Origin of the sequence: Pedobacter hartonius, from assembly GCF_900107535.1 — a bacterium.
GTDB classification, from domain to species: domain Bacteria; phylum Bacteroidota; class Bacteroidia; order Sphingobacteriales; family Sphingobacteriaceae; genus Pedobacter; species Pedobacter hartonius.
This window is the reverse complement of record NZ_FNRA01000001.1, coordinates 182731-205130: the sequence shown is the minus strand read 5'-3', so window position 1 is coordinate 205130 and position 22400 is coordinate 182731. Positions and strand designations below refer to the sequence as shown.

20 protein-coding genes and 1 pseudogene are annotated in these 22400 nt (G+C 43.0%); 17 read left to right on the top strand and 4 right to left on the bottom strand.

The window, feature by feature from the left end:
• The first annotated feature begins 330 nt into the window (after positions 1-330).
• The 8 genes from BLW16_RS00930 to BLW16_RS00900 all read left to right on the top strand — a co-directional run bounded on the left by BLW16_RS00930 (position 331) and on the right by BLW16_RS00900 (position 5544).
• Complete coding sequence (locus BLW16_RS00930) at positions 331-894, top strand: C40 family peptidase (RefSeq protein ID WP_245735094.1); 564 nt, start codon at positions 331-333, stop codon at positions 892-894.
• A 26-nt stretch (positions 895-920) separates the two neighbouring features.
• Positions 921-1382 carry a hypothetical protein gene (locus BLW16_RS00925; RefSeq protein WP_139298232.1) on the top strand — a complete coding sequence of 154 codons (462 nt, stop codon included), beginning with the start codon at positions 921-923 and terminating at the stop codon, positions 1380-1382.
• A 249-nt stretch (positions 1383-1631) separates the two neighbouring features.
• Positions 1632-3041: a PLP-dependent aminotransferase family protein gene (locus tag BLW16_RS00920; protein WP_090554288.1), complete on the top strand. Its 1410-nt coding sequence runs from the start codon at positions 1632-1634 to the stop codon at positions 3039-3041.
• 89 nt (positions 3042-3130) lie between these two features.
• Positions 3131-3403: a MerR family transcriptional regulator gene (locus BLW16_RS00915; RefSeq protein WP_090554287.1), complete on the top strand. Its 273-nt coding sequence runs from the start codon at positions 3131-3133 to the stop codon at positions 3401-3403.
• A 2-nt stretch (positions 3404-3405) separates the two neighbouring features.
• Positions 3406-4071 (top strand): hypothetical protein, encoded by a 666-nt coding sequence (locus BLW16_RS00910; protein ID WP_090554285.1) that lies wholly within the window; start codon positions 3406-3408, stop codon positions 4069-4071.
• Positions 4052-4705, top strand: coding sequence for a hypothetical protein (locus tag BLW16_RS00905; RefSeq protein ID WP_090554283.1), 654 nt, complete (start codon positions 4052-4054; stop codon positions 4703-4705). The genes BLW16_RS00910 and BLW16_RS00905 overlap by 20 nt, the downstream gene beginning before the upstream one ends.
• A gap of 157 nt (positions 4706-4862) precedes the next feature.
• Positions 4863-5045, top strand: a complete 183-nt coding sequence (locus BLW16_RS22905) for a hypothetical protein (RefSeq protein ID WP_139298231.1) — start codon at positions 4863-4865, stop codon at positions 5043-5045.
• A gap of 121 nt (positions 5046-5166) precedes the next feature.
• On the top strand, positions 5167-5544 hold the full coding sequence (locus BLW16_RS00900) for a hypothetical protein (protein ID WP_139298230.1): 378 nt from the start codon (positions 5167-5169) through the stop codon (positions 5542-5544).
• Between the two features lie 57 nt (positions 5545-5601).
• Here the strand turns inward: BLW16_RS00900 and BLW16_RS00895 are convergent.
• The 4 genes and pseudogenes from BLW16_RS00895 to BLW16_RS00880 all read right to left on the bottom strand — a co-directional run.
• Positions 5602-5802 (bottom strand): annotated as a pseudogene (locus BLW16_RS00895) (transposase); the annotation flags it as partial.
• Positions 5803-6030: 228 nt separating this feature from the next.
• Positions 6031-6675 carry a Crp/Fnr family transcriptional regulator gene (locus BLW16_RS00890; RefSeq protein ID WP_090554280.1) on the bottom strand — a complete coding sequence of 215 codons (645 nt, stop codon included), beginning with the start codon at positions 6673-6675 and terminating at the stop codon, positions 6031-6033.
• Between the two features lie 528 nt (positions 6676-7203).
• Positions 7204-7884, bottom strand: coding sequence for a GNAT family N-acetyltransferase (locus BLW16_RS00885; protein ID WP_090554278.1), 681 nt, complete (start codon positions 7882-7884; stop codon positions 7204-7206).
• A 71-nt stretch (positions 7885-7955) separates the two neighbouring features.
• The gene (locus BLW16_RS00880; protein ID WP_090554277.1) at positions 7956-8843 is read right to left on the bottom strand and encodes a retropepsin-like aspartic protease; all 888 of its coding nucleotides are present in this window, start codon (positions 8841-8843) and stop codon (positions 7956-7958) included.
• Positions 8844-8896: 53 nt separating this feature from the next.
• Between BLW16_RS00880 and BLW16_RS00875 the strand changes: the two genes are divergently transcribed.
• The 9 genes from BLW16_RS00875 (at position 8897) to BLW16_RS00835 (ending at position 22311) form a co-directional block, all read left to right on the top strand.
• Positions 8897-9652: a carbohydrate-binding protein gene (locus tag BLW16_RS00875; protein WP_090554275.1), complete on the top strand. Its 756-nt coding sequence runs from the start codon at positions 8897-8899 to the stop codon at positions 9650-9652.
• A 145-nt stretch (positions 9653-9797) separates the two neighbouring features.
• Entirely contained in the window at positions 9798-10400 is a 603-nt protein-coding gene (locus tag BLW16_RS00870; RefSeq protein ID WP_090555164.1) for a TetR/AcrR family transcriptional regulator, read from the top strand.
• Positions 10401-10616: 216 nt separating this feature from the next.
• Positions 10617-11756, top strand: a complete 1140-nt coding sequence (locus BLW16_RS00865) for an efflux RND transporter periplasmic adaptor subunit (protein WP_090554273.1) — start codon at positions 10617-10619, stop codon at positions 11754-11756.
• A 10-nt stretch (positions 11757-11766) separates the two neighbouring features.
• Positions 11767-14964 (top strand): efflux RND transporter permease subunit, encoded by a 3198-nt coding sequence (locus BLW16_RS00860; RefSeq protein WP_090554272.1) that lies wholly within the window; start codon positions 11767-11769, stop codon positions 14962-14964.
• Positions 14951-16366 carry a TolC family protein gene (locus tag BLW16_RS00855; RefSeq protein ID WP_090554270.1) on the top strand — a complete coding sequence of 472 codons (1416 nt, stop codon included), beginning with the start codon at positions 14951-14953 and terminating at the stop codon, positions 16364-16366. The genes BLW16_RS00860 and BLW16_RS00855 overlap by 14 nt, the downstream gene beginning before the upstream one ends.
• A 163-nt stretch (positions 16367-16529) precedes the next feature.
• Complete coding sequence (locus BLW16_RS00850; protein ID WP_090554268.1) at positions 16530-16862, top strand: hypothetical protein; 333 nt, start codon at positions 16530-16532, stop codon at positions 16860-16862.
• 81 nt (positions 16863-16943) lie between these two features.
• Positions 16944-17363 (top strand): hypothetical protein, encoded by a 420-nt coding sequence (locus BLW16_RS00845; protein WP_175470449.1) that lies wholly within the window; start codon positions 16944-16946, stop codon positions 17361-17363.
• Between the two features lie 59 nt (positions 17364-17422).
• Positions 17423-18649, top strand: coding sequence for an exonuclease SbcCD subunit D C-terminal domain-containing protein (locus BLW16_RS00840; protein WP_090554267.1), 1227 nt, complete (start codon positions 17423-17425; stop codon positions 18647-18649).
• On the top strand, positions 18646-22311 hold the full coding sequence (locus BLW16_RS00835) for an SbcC/MukB-like Walker B domain-containing protein (RefSeq protein WP_090554265.1): 3666 nt from the start codon (positions 18646-18648) through the stop codon (positions 22309-22311). The genes BLW16_RS00840 and BLW16_RS00835 overlap by 4 nt, the downstream gene beginning before the upstream one ends.
• Positions 22312-22400 lie beyond the last annotated feature (89 nt).

The following is a 22400-nucleotide window of genomic DNA, read 5'->3' as shown; positions in this document are numbered from 1 at the left end:
TTTAAATACAAATTCTATGAACGCAAAAGTCTTCAGATTGCCCAGTCATGCCCAAACCGCACCCAAACTGAACATCGGTTCTGTTAAGTTTAAACCTCTACATCTGCTCATTGCATTGCTATTCATCTGGCTCATCTTTCCGGTATGGATGCACAGTAACGATCCTACAGCGGGTTATATAGAACAAAGCACCTGGCTGCTACTGGTTTTGAGTATGATTACTTTCTTACTCGTGGTGGGATTATGCTGGTGGCTATTACGGCAGTTTTGGACAATAGCCAGACTGCCCGAGTTTAATACACTGATTATCAAATTTAACCACTTAACGTCATGTCAACAATTAAGCTTTTTCTTTGCATCCTTTGCCTTACTTATCTTGGCAGCAATGAGTTGTATAGACGCGATCTGCTGATCCGGATATTAACACATACCCGTCAAAATCCATCCAGATTTACAATTACTGAAATTGCCCGCCATGAAATAGGAGTTCGTGAATTGACCGGGCATAATGACGGTCCTCGGGTGGAGGCCTACCTGTCAACCGTGAAGCTTAAAAGGGGAGAACCGTGGTGCGCAGCTTATGTAAGCTGGGTATATGCAAAGGCCGGGTTTCCTAAGCCACGCTCAGGCTGGTCTCCCGATCTTTTTCCTTCATCAAGACTGGCACGTTCAGCGCTTCCCGGTGACGTAATTGGCATATACTTTCCGGATCTCAGGCGCATTGCTCATGTTGGAATAGTGATGGAACAAAAGGGTGATTGGATTTATAGTACTGAAGGGAACACCACAGTAGAGGGAAGCAGGGAAGGAGATGGTGTTTTTAAGAAAGTACGTCATATTAGAACAATCCGCAGTATAGCTGACTGGATAACAGAAAGGAGAAAGGTCAAATGAGAAAATATAAACTTCTGTTCTTCTTAATGCTATTCAATAGTTGTTTTCTGCTGAGGCGAAATACTAAAAGCACAGATGAAAGCTATAATAAGGTCACCAATACCACTGATTCGAATGTCACTGTATCAACCAACAAACGGAAGAATATGCAGCAGTTCATTTACCGAAAAGACTCTGCAGGAGCAGATTATACCATTCAATTCTGGCCTAAAGGAGTATTTAATTTTTCTCCTGGTACTGGTTTCACTGGCGAATTTGATAGTATCCTGATGAAAGGAAAACAAAAACAGCTAATTGAAACTACCGGGACATTGAATTCGGGAGAGTTCGAAACAGGAAAATCTGCTATTGGTCTGCATCAAAAACGGCAGCTGAATTCCGGTAAAAAAATGGTTGATGAAATGGGAAAATACGACTTCAAATTAGTCGCCATTATCCTGATTGTACTTGGACTTGCATTCCTTGGTTTCAAAAGATGGCAAAGATGAGTCAAAAGTTGAGCTTTTTGGATATGGTTCAAATAAAGTTTTAAGAAACTAGGTGTTGATTTGGTCGTTTAACAGTAATAATTGTCTTTGAATTTGATATTGATAATCGACTATTTTCTATTATATAAATTATATGTAGATTATTTCTTTTTTTGATATATGAATTATTTTTTTCAAATAAATTGATTTTGAATTGTCGGTATAATAAAAAACGTTTTGAGTGTATTAATTTTACTCAACTGATTTACCTTGAAAAATATAACCAAATATTTTACCAAAACCCTGATGAAGGAATTGAACGGCGAAAATAAAAAAACTGCTGGGTTCATTGCGTCTGTAATTGCCAGACTGGTGATCAAAGATCCATCATTACTGGGAGTTAAGCTTCCTATTCAAAAGGATCTAAAGGAATCTTTAAACGTTGCAATGGCCGTTATTCAGGGGGCCTGGTCAATTTTATTAAAGGGCTATCAAATCATACATACACAGACGGGTGTTGGAACTTTTGTAGTGCCTGAACTTTCGGAGGACCAAAGAAATAGGATTGAGAAGATGATCAAACAATCTCAGGTTTCTGAGAAGGGAATGATGCTGGATCGGGAAACTATATACGGGTTCAAAGCAGCTTTTAATGCGAAAGTTAACCGTGCGCTGCTTTTATATGTCGATCTGCCTTCAAAAAAGAAAGATTTAAAAATCGTTCCTGATCTGCTCGCTGAACTGGCGAAGTTGGTCAGCACCAGAATGAATTATGTTTTTAATGAGGATGAGGTGTATTATGCAGATGACCATCTTGAGCTCGTTACTTTTTCTTTCGAGGCATTTTCGGATTCTAAAAATACTGTTGTAATGATGAACCCATTTTCGGACGCGATTAGAAAAGCAGCAGTGAAGGCGAAGAGAAAGCTCAGGGTGATAGGTATTGATGATTCCACAGGATTGATAGCACAACTGAAAGAGGTATGCAGTGATTGCAAGGTAGATCTTGTATATATAGGATCTACCATTCCTTACCCGCTTATGATTGAAAGAAGCCGCTATACATGGGATGGGCTTCTTGAATTACAAAAAAAATACCAGTTCAAAATTTTACTTGATAACAGGTTTCCGGGCGTATTGAAGTATCCCAGCCTATTGGAGGGCATATTGCCGGGCACCAATAGTTCGGTGATCATCATCATGAAACCTACCATTCACCCTACATTTTCTACAATTAATGTTATAGCCGGTCATAAAAGCGATATCTCGAAGGTAAAAAAGAAATATCACAGGCGGGCTGTACAGGTACATCCAATTTTTACTTATGCATTATTGCATTTAATGAGGATGGAAGAACTCAATAAGCATGAGTTGGAGGCATACGCTGCCATCAGTACCATGGTTGTAGCTGCCAAAGAGGTATTGCTGGAGAAAGGGGTCTTTATAAAGGAATATATTGAGAAACAGCAAGCCTGGTTTTTTTATCTCCAGTTAAATTCTGGAAGGTTTGCCCGTAATGTGTATTCAAAGCACTCTAAATCCAACCTGTATACAATGGATCCCGATAGTCATCTGTCAGATCCACATTTTAGCGAAGGAATTCTGATCAGTATTGCCGGTTATTCCATCATGGCCAGGATGGTGCGCGATCTGAGGAAGTTGATTGAAAATATCATATAACGAAGATATAGTCTGAAGCCAATGGGTGCGCACGAGTTGACGTTCAGATTTAATTAAGCGTCTAATTTTTAACTCTAAACTCAAAAAACATGAAAAAAAACAATTCTAAAAAACTTGATAAAGTGTTGGAAAGACTTCTCACATTGACTGATACTCAGCTCACACGGGAGAAATTGATCGGACTGTCGAAGAAGGAGCTGCTTACCACAAGTGATTTTGCAATTTTATTTGCGATTTGTACAAAAACCGTGGCGCGTTGGCGGGAGAAGGAAAAAATCAGCTATGTCAGATTGTCCAGACGGTATTACTACTTCTGGACGGATGTTGTGGCATTATTGGAAGCTAACCAAATTAAGCAATGACTATGGGAACTACGAAATATAACGAAGGAGACATCATTCTTCTCACAGTAATTGTATTGGATATATCTGCCTTTTTTTATGGAGGCATCGCTTTTAAGTTCGCAGTAAAGGATCATTATCAGGATTTGAGAGGAAAGGTACTCACAGATGTGCTGGATGATTCGGGTGCAGATTTACTTAATGCCTTGAATGATGAATTAATTTCGATGATAGGAAGACAGGCTAATTTAATGGCTGACGCCTGTACCAATATCTACAAAATTTACAATCTCGCTTCGTTGGATCAGCAACAAAATGAGCGTGTGACAGCACTTGCAGAAGAGTTATATTGGCAGTTAATGGATGATGAGTTTCCCTGGGATGAACAAGCCGATGACTACGATGATGCCAAATACCTTCAGCATCTGATGATATACGTCACTTCGCTGATCAGGATCGTCAAGATATTGATTAAGGTAATTATTTATGGTGAGATAGACGATGATGAAATTTCCGAAAGAAACGATTTGTGTGAAACATTAGAGCCCGACGATTACAGCGATCAGGTACATGTCTATGCACTTGCAGTTTTATCGGAATTAGGTGTTCAGCTGAATGAGCATCAGGAGCATTTTTACGAATATTATTTTAACCAAAACGCGAAACCAGATGAAAATAACAACATATGAACAGCGGGATTTGATCCCGCTAACCATTAGTGTATTAGGTACAATTAGCTTTTTCAATGCATGTAACACGTTAAAATACCTGGTGGAAACTGAATTCTGCGATCTGAAGGGATTGATTAGTACAGACACGCTCGATGATAGTAGTATAGCCTTGCTAGATGTAGTAGATAATGATTTTCATAAAATAACATATGATAGTATGACTGGTATTTATGAAACAGCACATTCTTTAGCGAACATTTATGGCCTGGATATTGGAACTATAATTCGCGACGAAAGGTTAACAGAAATGGGAGAAGATTTTGTTTTGGAACTCATTGTAGACCAATTTCCCGAGGATAATTTTGTGGATGAAGATTTTGAACCCGCAGAAAGCCTTGACCTTTTTGCCTTTTCACTGGTAAACGTAGTGAATTTTCTTTGTTCCATGTTATTGGCTGGAAAAGTGGATTTCGATTTGTCATGGACCTCATCTAAATTTTATTTAGATTTCCTTAGTGAAGACTATTCTGGTAAGGAACACGCCACGGCATTACAGCTTCTGCAGGAATTAGGATCGGTACTCAGTCTAAGTCATGGAAGAATTCTTGATTTGCTATATAATAATGGTGATATATGTTGGGATGACCCGTAGCCTAAAGATATTAGTGATTAACTTATTATTAACAAAAAGGTAATATTATAAAATTAATATTTGCAATTATGATAATTTATTTAATAATTATATTTGAAATTACGTATAATATGTTTTCATTTGCAAATAAACAATTTTTAAATAACCATATTATTAAATGAAAAGAAAAACTAAATTATCGCTTTCAGCATTTTTACTTTTTTGCGCGTTTGGGTGCGCTAAAGAAGTGACAGAAAAACCAGTACAAGCCTTGATGTCAACTTCAGGAGACAACAAAGCACAAAGAATTATTAGATCATCTCAATCACTTGGCAAACACCACCAGATAAAGTTATTCTAGATAACAGCACCCAAGAATATAAATTTGGGTTACGAGGGGAGCATAGACTAAGCAGAATTGAGATGGAACGCATTTATGATCTTGCTAATGATTACAAAGTTAAATTTGAAAACTAAGTATCATGAAAAGAAAATCATTAGTAGCATTTTGTCTTTGCATTTTGTTCTCCATTATTAATGCTAAGGCCGCAGTATCTATCAGTAGCTTCATGATACCTGGTCAATACTTGACAAGCGGTCAATTGCGCCCAAATCCTGGAGCGGCAACTCTTTTTACCGCTAATTTTCTCCTGACAAAAGTAGGTAATACCTATAATACCGTTAAAGTGTCATTAGTTCTGGAAGAAAATGGATCGAGCACCATTTTGAGTACAACCTCTATCACCCATTCAGATAGTGAGTGGGGCAATTCAGTTACTTGGGAAGGAACAATATCGGGATCGCTACCTGCAAATAAACTTAATGGAAATATTTATCTGCAATATACTGTAACCCGCTGATACTAATATGATGGCTCTCCACCACATAAGTAACCATGTTTTTGCGCTGGCAGGGCTTTAGAACTTTTTTGACAGCACGTCTTTCAGGATTTTATTGTCCAACGCCAGTTCAGCATACATATGCTTTAATCTGCGGTTTTCCTCCTCCAACTCCTTCAAACGGCGAAGTTCCTGATTGTCCATTCCTGAATACTTTTTCTTCCAATTGTAAAAAGTCGTCTGATGTACGCCAAGAGCACGGCAGATATCCGCCACTTTTTTTCCTGACTCCTGTTACTTAATTGCTGCCACGATCTGGCTCTCACTGATTATTGATTTTTTCATCTTACTGTTTTAAAGTTACGAATTTTCGTTTTTTATACAGTCCGATTTTTTGGGAGGGTTACAATTATGAGTAATGACGCTTAACTATTCAAATCCGGTCAAATTAAATACAGATATTTCAAATTTATCTGTCAGCTTTTATGAATTCTAAAATCAACCTTGTCAAAAAACGTGATTCCCCCGTTTGTAGGCTACATAAGCCTTGCTAAACCTGCTTCTGGATACACCCAAGTGCATGGCTATATATTCGTTGTTTATCCGGTTAATTATGGCTGGGTTGTCACTTAAATAAAGCTTGACTTTCTCATCGACGGTTAGTCTTAAGAGGTGTTGATAGTATTTATACTGTCGCTCCCTTTCCACTTGCAGATGTAATAAAAATGAAACCATATTGGGAAAAGTATCCAATAGTTTTTTAAGGTTGTCATAACTAATTCCTAGTAACTCTCCGTCCTCTAACATCTGGATGGTTTCTTTTCTGTTCTCAGAATTCAGGAAGGTTCCGAGGTCGAATATGATATCATGCTTTTTCCAAATCTTGGTGATAAGTGGCTTTTGACTAATTGAATCATAATAAAATGTGTGAGCAATGCCAGTATTTATATACAAAAGATTGCCATCGGTACATGGCCCGGCATGTTCGATAATTTCTCCTTTAAAAACTTCCATCAATTTGCTATTGAAGATTAAAGATTCAATAAACGCATTGGATAGGTATTTCCCCATTGATTCTATCTTCGGTAGAATTTCCCGTGTTATTATTCTTTCTAATCTTGCCTCGTTAGTTAGGCTGTCCAGTATTTTCATAGTATTAAATTTGGATAGGATAGAATAGTTACTATTTAAAAGAGTTAATGAGATACAACCAATCCTATCGTGTAGTTTAGTATTTGGTTAATTGATAAAGCAATTGGATTCAAAGTAGACGGCAGCGTAATAACCTTGGATTAAGGATGGTAATTCGGAAGGTTGCTTATGTATTTCAAAAGCCACTAAGTGACTTGATGTGAAAAACAATAGTATCACAAACAATAATGCTATGACATCCAATATAATATCCTCCCATCCTTCGTGGACATAACCTTTTTGCTGTTTGCTTATTGATGTTTTCATTGGCTAGTTAGTATATCACTAATTTAACCATGTTACTCTTTTAAGTTGTGATCGTTTGTAGCAAAAGCAGGTTGCAGATGTTACGAATTGACATAACATGTGTTACGTTAAATGAACCGACAGATATGACTGTGACTGAAACATGATAATTATCGCCACTAAAGCTAAACGTTCAGTAAATAGAGTGCTTAAAAATGAAAATAAATATTATAAGCTATTGCTTCAATTTCCGCCGATTACTTTTTTCATGGTCCAGTTTGGATAGAATGCCTCAGTTACAGGTGCATCTTCAATAACTTTAAAGCCCAGCTTTTGGTACAAATTAACGTTAGATTGCAGTTGAGTTGTAAGTAAAAGATTCAGGGGCCCGGAAGCGTCCGGATATTGATCTACGTGCTGTGCCATTAAGTAGTTTAATAAATTAGTGGCGATACCTTTTCCTCTGTGATCTTTTTTTACCGCAACCATTGAAAGGTAAAAAAAAGGCTCTCCATTACTTGCCCTGTTAATCTCACCGTCATTATAATCGGTCAATTTTAATAGATTACGCAACGCGTCCCAACCAAATTTGAACGGCAAGGCAACTAACCCAAATTGTACATAATTCAATATGCCGTTTTTTCTTTTGCTGGGGTGCAACAGGGTTGTCGTTGCTATCAGGTCGTCGGCCTTTTGTATAGTTTCAACCGATGGATCTATTGCTATCCAGGTGTAGGTTGTAGCTTCATTGAGCAGCAGAATTTTGTGAAATAACCATTCAAGCCCTGCTTTTCTAATTACTAAATCCGGGAAAACAGTGGAGTAAGCTGCATTGTCGAAAAATATTTCCGACAGGAATGTGGCCAGAAATTTAATTTCAGAACTCCTGATCTGCCTTATTTTTAAATTATCCTGTATTGTCATTTTATACTTTCAGTCTTGGTAAAATGAATAAAATTCGTAAGCCCCGTAATCATTTGTAAAGTAGTTATAAGCTACCTGACAATCATTTGCCTGTTTTTCAGATCAAATGTAATCTGTTTCCCTATCCAGTTCAGTGAAACTATACCATCATAAATTAAGCCATCAATAAATGAGGCTTTGACGTTTTCGCAATGGGCAGCAGGTGATGCCTTTGCCACAATAGATTGAACGTTATCCTGATAGATAACCGTTTTAACTTTTGGGTCAAATTCGCTGGGAATGATAGTTTTAGCAGCGCTTGCGGTATCAATGCCTAATGCGGGAATATACCTGGAATTCAGACGGAAGACATTATTACCGGCTCCGCTGTCAATTGAAAACTGTAGGGTAAGCTTGTTGTTCACGATGAAATAGGCAAATATGTCCAGTGATTTGTCCCTTGATTCCTCCAGTTGCAATGGAATCTGATGACCTGTTTTTTGGATCACCGCCATGCTTTTAACCGTTTCAAAAATTATCTTTTTGTTACTGTAATCAATGGTGAGGGGCTGGTTCATAAAACTCTTGAGGGATATCAAGCCGTCGATAGACCCGAAGTTTACGTCGAAAACCGTCAGTACCGGATGTTGCTCTGCAAAACTGCCCAGAGTAAGTGATTGGGCATCATACAGGTCAGCTGTTAACTTTTCACCAGTTGCGCGAAAGGCGGTATAACTGCCATCCTGTTTATGCAATTTACCTACCCTGGCGGAGAAGGTTTTGGTAATCAGCGTCAGGCCTGCACCTGTATCAAGTATAAAGTTTCCCTCCACACCGTTTATTTTCGCTTTTAACATGATATGCCCCTGTGATGTCACGGTAAAGGGTACAGATGATTGTGCATAACCTGTCCGTATGCTTAGCAGTATGATAAGGGAAAGAAGAAGAAATTTTATTTTGGCAAGAGCGGAATGAAGCATAAGACGTGTAATTTTGTTTACTGGCAATATTAATTAAAATATCGTTAAAAACATTGGCTGAAACTGTAACCTCCTGGATGGATACCGGCGATACCTTTGCTGAGCTGCCGCCAAATCTGTTCGGCGCGGAGTGGAAAAGACTGGATAAAACACAGGAGGTTTCATTTCATGTCACCGCCGGTGCCGATGTTTATATCGCTATGGAAACCGGTAATAGCAAAACCGGCACCGCACCGGGTGAATATGAAGATAGTAAATCCTTTCTGCGGGACAATGAAGGGAAACAATTGGAGGTTTATAAAAAGAGATATGAAAAGGGCAGTACGGTAAAATTTTCTGCCGCCTCAGGATTTGGCATGCCGGTTATCCTGGCCATCCAGCCGCAGAGCAGCCTGGCCCCGGCGTTTGATCTGAAGACTGCGGTAAACTATCCTGCAGCAGCTGCTTTTTCCAATTCTAAAGGAGTAGTCAAGGCATCCCTGATGGGAAAGGAAAGATTAAAATTTATGCAGGACGATGGTGCATTCGTTGAGTTCACAATTGCAGTAGGCGTAGCAGATACGTATTCACTTACTGTTAAATACCATAATCCATCCGGCAGACCGCTTAACGCAAAGCTCGAAGTGCTTGCTGCAGACGGTACAGTAATGAAAGCACCGGAAATACTTCAATTCGCTCAAACTAAACCAGGAAAGTGGGGTTACGTTACTACAGATACCGGAACAATGATCAATGCGGGACGATATAAAGTGCGTATTTGGTCTGTAGATGCGAAGGATGTGAGCATCGATGGATTGGAAGTTCAGTAAAATCATAAACTTAATTCATTGTTCGTCAGATCTGAACGTCAGTTAATGGCGTATTTAGTTTTGACAATGCGCTGATACAGTTTGAAAAAACTAGTGATACATTTGCTTAACACTGTTAGATTATTTAATGCAGGGGAAGATTACCATGGGTAGTAAAGAAAGAATTCAAAGGATCAAGGAAGAAACAAGGGCAAATATACTTGATGCCGCTCTGGAAATTGTAAAAGAAGACGGATGGCAGTCCTTAAGTATGCGCAAAATTGCGGATAAGATCGAATATACCGCGCCTATCATATATGAATACTTTGCCAATAAGGAAGGCATCCTGCTTGAACTGACCCGTTTGGGAAATGTGCTATTGCTGAAAGATTTCAAAGCCGTGCAGGCGAAACATAAAACTCCTGAGAAACAACTTGAGGCCATGTGGATCGCTTACTGGGATTTCGCTTTTAGTCATAAGGAGCTTTACCAGCTGATGTTTGGCGTAGATATGATCTGTTGTGACCTTACAAAAAGTTTACCTGAAGCAGAAGCCGGAAAGAAGATGTTTTATGATCTCATTTCGACGATCATGACCGAGTCAGAACCTACTGAGGAAATAGTTTGCAGAAAGTACTATACCTTCTGGTCTATTATACACGGACTGATCTCTATCAATCTGGTGAGAAGGGGAAGTACTACTGACGAAATGAACCAGCATATTCTAAGAGATGCGATTCAGGGAATTATAAAAGCAATTAACGACTAAATTTTTTTTATGGAATACTTAACGCTGTTAGATTATTTATACGTTGTAACGTTTAACTCCAGAAGAATGACAGCACAAAAAGTAAGGTTTTTTTTATCACAACATCTAACGGTGTTAAATAGATTACATATGTTAAAACATCAATCACCCACACACAACAAATTCTCCAATATTTTTATGCATTCACTTAACACTGTTAAACCATTGACTAACGTTATGAAAACTACAATCTCAATTTTTATTCTTGCTATATTATTCGCCGGTTGTTCCGGCAATCAGCCAGCGGTTCCGCCACCTGCACCGCAGGCACTGCAGGTTGTTTCCTTACAAGGTAACGACGCAACCACTTATACTGACTATCCTGCTTCCATTCAGGGAGCGATAGACCTGGAAGTCCGTCCGCAGATCTCCGGAATACTGGACAAGATCCTGGTAGCTGAAGGAGCTGCGGTACAAAAAGGACAGCCACTTTTTCAAATTGATGCGCGCCCGTTCAGGGAAGCACTGAATAACGCCAAAGCCCAGCTGCATGCTGCACAGGCCGCGGTGACCAATGCACAGATCGAAGTGGATAAACTGGCTCCCCTTGTAAAGAACAAGGTAGTTTCAGATTACCAGTTGAAAACTGCTACTTCCAGCTATCAGTCTGCTGTGGCTAACGTTGAACAGGCCAAAGCCGGAGTGGCTTCAGCAAACATCAACCTTGGATATACGCTGATCAAAGCGCCTGTATCGGGTTATGTAGGCCGTCTTCCTAAAAAACAGGGAAGCATCGTATCTCCTACAGATCCTACGCCGCTGACACTTCTTTCTGATGCCCATGAAGTACATGTTTACTTTGCGCTCGGAGAGGATGACTTTGTTGCCTTCAACACCAAATATCCTGGTAACACCATCACTGAACGCCTGAAACATGTACCCGGAGTTTCTCTTGTGCTGGCAGATAACAGCGTTTACGGAAAAGAAGGTAAGGTAGATATGGTAGACGGACAGTTTGACAAACAAACAGGTTCGATCTCCTTAAGGGCTACATTCCCTAATTCACAGGGCCTTTTACGCTCAGGTAATACAGGTAAGGTGAGATTAAGCCTGAAGTATGATAATGCGATCTCGATACCTCAGTCTTCAACGGTAGAAATGCAGGACAAGATATTTGTCTTTGTTGTTGACGGAAAAAATAAAGTAACCAGAACACCAATTACTGTTTCAGGTACCAGCGGTGCCAATTACCTGGTGAAAGAAGGATTAAAATCAGGCGACAGGATCGTTTACGATGGTATAGACAAGCTGAAAGACGGCGATACCATCAAACCTGAAAAATTGAAAGAAGAACCTACTACAACTGCATCAAGATAATATATTAATCATGTTAAAGAAATTTATAGAAAGGCCGGTACTGGCAACAGTAATTTCGATACTGTTGGTGATACTAGGTATACTGGGACTGACCAGGTTACCTTTACAACAATTCCCTGATATTGCGCCTCCGGCCGTTCAGGTTACCGCACTTTATCCCGGTGCAAATGCCGAAACAGTATTGCGTTCGGTGGCTCCTTCCCTTGAAGAGCAGATCAATGGGGTGGAGAATATGAGTTACATGCAGTCTACTGCCAGTAACGACGGATCACTGGTTATTACCGTTTACTTTAAACTGGGAACAGATCCTGACCTTGCAGCAGTAAACGTGCAGAACCGTGTTTCTCAGGCAACCAGCCAGCTGCCTGCAGAGGTAATACAGGCGGGGGTAACTACTGCGAAACAACAAAACAGTTTGATCATGGTACTGACCATGATGTCTGATGATGCTAAACATTACGATCAGACATTTATGGCCAATTATGCGCAGATCAACCTGATTCCTGAGATCAAAAGGATCCAGGGTGTCGGAGCTGCAGTTATTTTTGGAGGAAGCAGGGATTATTCTATGCGTGTATGGCTGAACCCTGCACAAATGGCAACTTATGGCCTGACACCAAATGATGTTATCGCATCAATAAAAGACAAAAATCTGGAAGCTGCACCGGGTATGTTCGGAGAAAGCAGCGGTGCTCCTTTTGAGTATGTACTTAAATATAAAGGTAAGCTGACTAAACCGGACGAATACGGAAATATTATCATCCGTTCTAATGCTGACGGCTCATTTCTGAGGCTGAAGGATGTAGCCAGAGTGGAACTGGGTTCTTATACCTATGGTAGCCACGGCTTCGTGGAGGCTGGTGGTAAACCGGCAGTGAACATCGCCATCCAGCAGTTGAGCGGTTCCAATGCGAATGACATTCAGATCGCCATTACGAAGTTCATGGAAAAAGCGAAACATGACCTTCCGAAGGGAGTTACTTATTTCAATTTATATAATACAAAAGTATCTCTCGATCAATCTATTGACCAGGTTATCCATACACTGGTAGAGGCATTTATCCTGGTATTTATCGTAGTATTTATCTTCCTTCAGGATTTCCGTTCTACACTGATCCCGGCCATTGCGGTTCCGGTAGCGATTGTGGGTACGTTCCTGTTTATGAAAGTGTTTGGTTTCTCGATCAACCTGTTAACACTGTTTGCACTGGTACTCGCTATTGGTATCGTTGTGGATGATGCGATTGTGGTCGTCGAGGCCGTCCATGCCAAGATGGAACACAATAAGCTCGGGCCAAAAGAGGCTACAACTGAAGCGATGCATGAGATTACGGGTGCGATTATTTCGATCACCCTGGTGATGAGTGCGGTGTTCCTGCCGGTCGGCTTTATTGAAGGCTCTACGGGGCTGTTCTACAGGCAGTTTGCATTTACCCTGGCGATCGCTATTGTGATCTCGGCAGTCAATGCCTTAACACTGAGCCCTGCTTTATGTGCGCTGTTCCTGAAAGAACCAGACCATGGGCACGGTCATGAGGATAATGTCACAAAAAGAACTTTTAAACAACGTTTCTTCCTGGGCTTTAACAGTGGTTTTCAAAACCTGACCCACAGATATGTTGGTAGTGTGAAATTCCTGATCAAAACCAAATGGGTTGCTATGGCAGGTCTGCTTGTCGTTGTACTGGCAACAGCATGGATGGTAAAAAGAACACCAACAGGATTTATTCCTTCAGAAGATCAGGGCTTTATTGCGATCTCAACATCGCTGCCTGCAGGTGCTTCACTGGAAAGGACTACACAAATTGAGCATGAAGTTTCAAGAAAACTAAGTCCGCTTCCTTTTACAAAAGTCTTCAACTATTTATCCGGATTTAACCTTTTGACATCTTCAAACAGCCCTTCGGCGGGTGCAATGTTTATCCTGCTGAAACCTACTAAAGAAAGGGGTGAGGTGCAGGATATCAATAAGATCGTGAGTATTGTACAAGGAAAGCTGTCGGAAATTAAAGGCGCCAATTTCTTCGTATTTACTTTCCCTACGGTACCGGGTTTCAGTAACGTGGATGGTCTGGACTTATTCTTACAGGATAGGAGCGGGTCAGGTGATTTGCTCAAGTTTAGTGGTATAGCCAATCATTTTATTGGTGAACTGATGAAACGTCCTGAGATTGCCTTTGCCTTTACTTCATTTAAAGCTAATTATCCGCAGTTACAGATGGAACTTGATGAAGCTAAAATTGAGCAGCTCGGGGTGTCTACAAAAGACCTGATGGCAACTATGCAGGGTTATTTTGGTAGTGCCCAGGCCTCAGATTTTAACAGGTTTGGCAAGTACTACAGGGTGGTGGTGCAGGCTGATATTGCCGATCGTGCTGACCCTACTGCAATGGATGGAGTATATGTGAAAAACCGTAACGGGGAAAACGTTCCGGTAAATACACTGATTAAACTGAAACGTGTTTACGGTACGGAAACGGCCTCGCGTTATAACCTGTTCAATGCAATTGAGATCAATGCGATCCCAAAACCAGGATACAGTTCAGGAGACGCGATCAATGCGGTGAATGAAGTAGCTGCTGAACAGCTGCCTATAGGTTTCACTCATGAGTTTACCGGGCTGACAAAAGAAGAGATCACCTCTGGTGGACAGTCTGTGATTATCTTTAGTTTATGTCTGGTATTTGTGTACTTCCTGCTGTCGGCACAATATGAAAGTTATATCCTTCCTATGGCCGTAATCCTCTCTATTCCTACTGGTATATTCGGTGTGTTTGCCGCCATTGGTTTAACCGGAATATCAAACAATATCTATGTACAGGTTGCACTCGTCATGCTCATCGGTTTGCTCGCCAAGAATGCCATTCTGATCGTGGAGTTCGCTGTTCAGCGAAGGAGAGCAGGGCTGAGCCTGGTAGATGCTGCGGTACATGCCGCACAATTGAGGCTTCGCCCGATCATCATGACCTCTCTTGCCTTTATCGTAGGTATGACGCCGATGATGAGAGCCGTTGGTCCTTCTGCACTGGGTAACCACTCGATCAGTATCGCTGCTGCCGGGGGTATGCTTACCGGGGTAATCCTGGGATTATTTATCGTTCCCGTGCTGTTCGTGATGTTCCAGTATTTACAAGAGAAAATCACCGGTGCGCCAAAGCCGGAATTAACACCTGAAACCATCTTACAATACGAAAATGAAACTGTATAATAATATATATATTGCTCTTTTAGTGCTGCTTGTTGCAAGCGGCTGTAAAGTCTCTAAAGATATACCCACGCCTACTAATGCTGCTCCTGAACAATTCAGGAACAGCGTAGCAACCACAGATACCGCGAGTATCGCCAGCCTTCCCTATAAAGAATTCTTTAAGGAAGATGCGATCAGAGACCTGATTGACACTGCTGTGAAAAATAATTATGATATGCAGATCGCTTTGAAAAATATCGAAGCTGCAGATCTTTTATACAGACAGTCTAAACTGGGCAATGTGCCTACGCTTAACCTGAACATTACTTCACAGCTGAACCGCCCGTCAGACAACAGTCTGAACGGTATCCAGCTGGGTCAGTTTGCCAATGCCAAACATGTTGAAGACTACACTGTCTCTGCAGGATTAGGCTGGGAAGCAGATATCTGGCGCAAAATTGCTAACCAGAAAAGAGCTGCCGGTGCTGCTTACCTGCAATCTGCAGAAGCAAGAAAAGCCATTCAGACGCGTCTGGTATCAAATGTGGCACAGGGTTTCTACAGGCTGATCATGCTGGATACCCAGCTGGACATCGCTAAGAAAAACCTTGCGCTGAATGACAGCACACTGAGGATTATCAAAATGCAGTTTGATGCCGGTCAGGTAACTTCTCTTGCGATTCAGCAGGCCGAAGCACAGCAGCTGGTAGCCGCAGGACTGGTTCCGCAACTGGAACAAAGGATCAACCTGGAAGAGAATGCCCTGAGCATCCTTACCGGTGCATTCCCTAAAGCGATTGCCCGTGCCGGTTTACTGAAAGACATGAAGATTCAGGACCAGGCAGGTACAGGCATCCCTTCGGTGATGGTGAGCCTCAGACCTGATGTCAAAAGTGCAGAACTTGAACTGCTGAGGGCCAATGCAAATGTGGGCGTAACCAAAGCAAGTCTGTACCCTACTTTATCGATTACCGCATCCGGTGGTCTTAATAGTTTTAAAGCCGATAACTGGTTTAAAATCCCGGGTTCTTTATTCGGTATTGTTGGTGGTGGAATCGCACAGCCGATCTTCCAGCGCAGGCAGTTGAGAACGCAGTATGATATTGCAGTGGTGAACCGCGAAAAAAGTGTTTTACAATTCAGGCAATCGGTGTTAACTGCTGTAGGTGAGGTGTCTGACCAGTTGATTAAAATAGAGAAATTGCAGCAGCAGTATACTATTGCCGAAAACAGGGTAAGAGTAGTACAGAACTCATTGCAGAATGCAAACCTGCTGTTTACCAGCGGACTGGCCAATTACCTTGAGGTGATCACTGCACAGGGAAATGCCCTGCAAAGTCAGCTCGACCTGGCTACTGTTAAAACTGATCAGCTGAATGCATCGGTAGAACTATACCGCGCTTTAGGGGGCGGTTGGAGATAAAATAGATATGCACAGGCCGGGCGTTAATTTGAACTGACCGGCCTGCGCAAATTTATAGCCGCAAAAAATAGTAAAGAAATGAATCCGTCATGAGCTTACAACTCTTAAAAGCAATGATTAAACTGATGACAGCTTCATCACAGTTAAAAGTCAATATATTCTGATGAAAAATCAAACCGCACTCAACCCTACCTTTTGGTCGGGAGTAATCAATTATGTGAGAGCTGCTGCGCAACCTGCAGAAGCGCTGACCCCCTGGGATTACAGGGAACATATAGAAGCGAAAACTGTACTGGTTTTCAGGACATCTGTTGAAGGCATTACTGAGCAGTCACGCGTGGCTTCCGGACTCGATACACTGGTAGGCACAAAAAACTGGACAATAGACCTGGATGATGTGGATAAGGTACTCAGGGTGGTCTGCACAAAAAGCAGCGAAGCAAAAATCGTCAGTATCTTCGGAGAACGCGGTTACCACTGCGAATTAATGGCCTGATCAGGACAATCGCAGCCAAATAATCCGGGTTCATGGATTTTTGGAACAATTGTTATACATTAACCATGTAAAACAATTCAAATGGAAACTCATAGTAGTGGAATCAATTCTTCGCCATCACGGCCGAAAAGTAAAACCGGGCTGATCATCAGCCTTGTGGTGATCCTGGTTTTAGCCGGATTCATGTATTACCGATACTACTTTGTGTTTGGTGAAGGCGTAAAAGCAGGTCAGCTGAATTACTTCGTAAAGAAGGGCTATGTTTTCAAAACCAATGAAGGCAGGCTGATCCAGACCGGTATCCGTTCACAAACTCCCGGAAATATTGCCTCTAATGAATTCATGTTTTCCGTACAGGATGACAAAGTAGCCGATAAGCTCAACAAGAGCGCCGGATCAAACGTCGAACTTCACTATAAAGAATATCTGCATACACTTCCCTGGAGAGGTGTAAGTGTATTTGTTGTGGATAGTGTGGTAAGCAGCGCCCCGGTTCAGTAACATTCTCATCAGGCAGGGTTAATATTTGTCTGCACAATTGCTTAATTTAGCAGTCGACAATGAGAATTCTTCACACGGCCGACTGGCACCTTGGTAAAAGACTTGAACAAAGCGAGCGTACTGATGAACATCAGGCTTTTCTGAACTGGCTGACAGCAACTTTACAGACAGAAAAAATTGATGTTTTAATTGTTGCAGGAGATATCTTCGATACGGGAAGCCCTTCGAATACCGCTTTTGAGCAGTATTATGATTTCCTGCGCCAGGTGAAAAATACCTGCTGCAGAGAGGTAGTCATTATTGGAGGGAACCATGATTCCATCAGTACCTTAAATGCCCCGCAATCCTTATTAAAGTATTTCAACGTACATATTGTAGGTGGTGTCCCCGAAGAATTTACCGATCAGATCATCGAGATCAACGGACCTGAAGGACAGCTGGAGCTGGTAGTATGCGCCGTGCCTTTTCTGCGCGACCGCGACATCAGGTTATCCATTGCCGGGGAGACACTCGAGGAACGTGAAGCACGTTTAAAACAGGGCATCTCGGATCATTATCACCGTTTTTTAACACATATTACTGATTACAAGCTGAACAAAATCCCGGTGATTGCCACCGGACACCTGTTTGCGGCCGGCTCAGTTACGTCTGACAGTGAAAAGGAGATCCATGTAGGTAACCTCGGGCAGATCGGGGGCGACCATTTTCCATCTGCATTTGATTATGTAGCACTGGGTCATCTCCATCGTCCGCAGCTGATCAATCAAATGAACCATATCCGTTATTCAGGTTCACCTATTCCATTGAGCTTTTCAGAAACTGAAGATAAAAAACAGGTGATCCTGCTTGAATTTAAAGAGGGGAATATGACCAGCCTCCGGGGGCTGGAAGTACCCTGCAGCCGCAAACTGATCAGGATCAAAGGGGATTTCGAAAAGGTAAAAACTAAACTGGTTTTACTGGAAGACCCTGGAACTATATATCCGGCATGGGTTGAAGTACAGGTGGAAACTGAAACTTTCATTTTTGACCTGGATGAGCAGCTAAACTCGCTGATTGCGGGAAAACCATTTATAGACCGCCTTTTTCCAAGGCAGATCAGAATACGGGCAGCACAGAACCTGGATGAACAAACGGCTGAAGCTATGGCGCTGACCGATCTTGATCCTAAAACTGTATTTATAAAGAAATGCCAGTCTGAATATCCCGGGGAGGAGCAGCCTGATCTTCTGCGGGCTTTCCATGAAGTACTGGAATATATGGCGCAAAAGGAGGATAGGGCATGAAGATTACGGGAATCAAATTTTTAAATCTCAACTCCTTAAAGGGACAGCATGAAATCCGTTTTGACCAGCCTCCCTTTACGGAAAGCGGAATTTTTGCAATAACCGGTCCTACCGGTGCCGGAAAAACGACCTTGCTGGATGCCATTACCGTGGCACTCTATGGACGGGTACACCGTCACAGTAAGGATGTTTTTGAGATCATGACCAGGCATACTGCCGAATCATACGCCGAAGTAGAATTTGAGGTGGGCCAGCTATCTTACCGTGCAAAATGGTCTATCCGGCGAAGCCGTGGCAAGGCTGACGGGCAGCTGCAAACGCAGAAGATGGAACTTGCGGAAACCTTAACGGGGAAGATCATCATTGAACATCCGCTGAATGAGGTAAGGGAGGAGATCGTGCGGATTTGCGGACTGGATTATAACCAGTTCCTGCGTTCAGTGATCCTCTCACAGGGAGATTTTACACGCTTTCTGAAAGCTGATGAAAACGAAAGAAGTGAATTGCTTGAAAAAATAACCGATACAGGTATCTACTCAGAGATCTCTGTTGCCGCCTTCGAGAAGGCCAGGGAAGAGCGGATGAAGCTGGATCAGCTGCGCAGCAGGCTGGAGAATGTAGTATTGCTGAGTACTGACGAAAGAGAAGCTTACCTTTCCGAACTGATGGATATATCAGATCGGGAAGTACAACTGAAAAAGGAGGAATCGTCGCTGAGAGCACAGCTCGACTGGCTTGCCGGTCTGGAAAAACTTACCGCGAGGAAACAGGAATTATTGCAGGCCCTGTCTGAGGCTGAACTTTTCCATGCGGCACATGAACCCCGGTTTGTTAAGCTGCAGCATCACCTGCGTGCACTGGCCTACCGCCCGGCACTGGCAGAATTGAAGACGATAGAAAGTCAGCAGCAGAGAATAGGGGCAGATCTGAGGGAGGCCGAATTGCAGCATCCGCAGATAGTTGAAGAGGAAAAGACCACCAGGACAACGTTGGTAGAAGCGAAACAGCAGGCCGGATTGAAGGAGAAGATCCTTACCGGCATGGAACCTGTGTTTGATGCAGTAAGTAAAAAAGATATATTGGTTGAGCAGTCGAAAAACCAGCTTGCAAAAATACTTGACGCTTTTGAATCGGCCCGGCTGAACCTTCACACTGCCGAAGCATCGCAACTGGCAATGGATGGGCAGCTGAAAGCTATCCAGGAACGGATAGGGCAGCTGTCGCTCTGGTTGCGGGAACATGCGTCCGATGCAAATCTGGATAAAGAGGTGATCGTATTTCAACAGCTGGTACAACAGCTGTCTGCCCTAAAAATAAAACTGGATAACCTTACAGAAGGACACTCCGGGTACAGGAAACAGCATCTGCAGGCGCAGGAGTTTGTGCTGCACACCACACAGCGTATAAAACTGGCGGAGCAGCAGCTTTCGGAAATACAGGAGTCCATTCAGCAGCACGGCCGATCGCTTCTGGAGCTACTGGCGGGAAAAACTACTGACCAGCTGGAAGAAGAACTGAGGGAATTCCCCGTCCTGATCAATACGGCTGAGCAGCAGTTCAAACTGGCCGGTTTGCATGCAAAGCTTTTGCAGGAACAAGAGGCGCTGATCAGCGGGATCTCCGGATTAGGGGCAGAGGAAAAGGAAGCCCGGGCAGTGCTGGGCAACCTGAAACTGGAAGACGAACGGGAAACAGCATTGCTGAAAGACCTGCAGCAGATCTATGAGCTGGAAGTAAAGGTGCAAAAATATGATGCCGACAGGCTTCAACTGCAGGCCGGACAATCCTGTCCGCTTTGTGGGGCTGTTCACCATCCCTTTGTGGAAGGGAAATATGTATCACGGATGACCGAAGCCGAAGAGCGCCGTAACCAGCAGCAGGTAAAATTGCAATTGCTGAAAACGCAGCTGGATGCGCAGTTAATTGTGATCAATACACTGAGTTACCAGTTGGAAACAGGCGGGAAAGACCTGCTGCGCTCTGCTGAATTGGTCACCCGGGCGCTTTCGGAATTTGAGCAGAATAACACAAAGCTGCCCAAACCGCTTGACATCAGCAAAGCTGAGATCATTGCCGCTGTGATTGGCAGGAAAAGGGTACAGCAGGAGGCTTTGAAAACACGGTTAGACACCGCCAGGCTTGCCCAGCAGCAGATCAGTAAACTGGAAGCCCTGCTGAGCCAGCGGAAGGAGATCCTGGTACAGGAAAAAAATAAAACAGAACAGGCGGCATTGGAAATCATCTTTGCAGAGAAGCAGCTGAATGCCATTGCCCTTGATTTAACCAACACTACAGCAGAAAGTAAAACACTCGAAGATAGAGCTATCCTTTTACTGGAACCTTTTGGGATCATTTTTAGCGCAGCTGAGGCTGAGCAGATCAGCCCCGAAATGAATAAACGCTATCAGCAGTACCGGCAGTCGGAAGGGGAGCTGAAACTTCTGGAGCTTGACCTCCGGCAACAGGAAACGGAATTGAAAAGCATAGGAGCTGCGATCGGAGAAAAGAAAGATGCCATTGAAGGATTAAATGTTCAGATAAAAGAGACGCAGCAGGTGCTGCAGCAGCTGGAAGAAGAGCGCCTGGAACTTTTCGGTACGAAAGACCCTGTACAGGAGCGCGCGGGACTCAGCAATGAACTGCGGAAATACAGAAGTCAGACTGAAGAGTTACAGCAGCAGTTACAGCAAAAGCAGGAGCGGCTGAAGATCATCGAGGACCGCCAGCTGAACCTCAATACTTCATTTCTGACGACTAAAAACTTATTCAGCGCGCAGCTTGAAAAATTAACGGCGAAACTCCGTGGCGAGGGCATGGCTTCCATTGAGGAGTTACAGGAACTGTTTCTGCCTGATGAAGAAGCCCGGCTGTCCGCAGAACTGCAGCAGGAAGCCGTACAGCGCATCAGCTCTGGCAAAAGCCTGCTTACCGCAACTGAAAAAGACCTGGAAGCGGAACTGCAGAAGGCATTGACGGCGGAGGACAGGGAAATACTGACGCCGAGGCTGGAAGAACAGGCCCAGGTCATATCGCTTCTTCAGCAGCAAAAAGGCAGACTGAACCAGGTTATTGCCGAAGATGACCTGCTGAAACTGAAACATGTTGAGGTGGCGCAGCAAATTGAACGGCAGCAACAGGAATCTGACCGCTTTCAAAAACTTTCCGCACTGATAGGCTCAGCAGATGGCAGGAAGTTCAGCCGTTTTGCGCAGGGGCTTACCCTGGCGAGGCTGACAGAACTGGCCAACCGTCATTTACTGCGGCTGAGCGATCGCTACCGCATTTTGAAAAGCCCTGAAAAGGATCTTGACCTTCAGATCATTGATGGGTACCAGGCTGATGTGGTCAGGCCAATGTCTACACTCTCCGGTGGCGAGAGTTTCCTGGTGAGCCTTGCACTGGCCCTGGGGTTATCAGATCTCGCAAGCCGTAAGGTACAGATCAATTCCTTATTTATCGATGAGGGGTTTGGTACACTGGATGCGGAAACGATTGATGTGGCGATCACAGCATTGGAAAACCTTCAGGCAAGCGGAAAAAACATAGGGATCATTTCACATGTCGAGGCCTTAAAGGAGAGGATAGGCACGCAGATACAGCTGAGCAGGGAAGCCGGCGGAACCAGCAAGATCTCGTTATACAGTTACGGGAGGAAGATTTAAGCAGAGATTAACCTGTGTCAGAAAAAATAAGGGTTAAATCGGGGCCTTCTGCTGCGCTTCAGCAGCATACAGCCCCGATTTAACCCTTA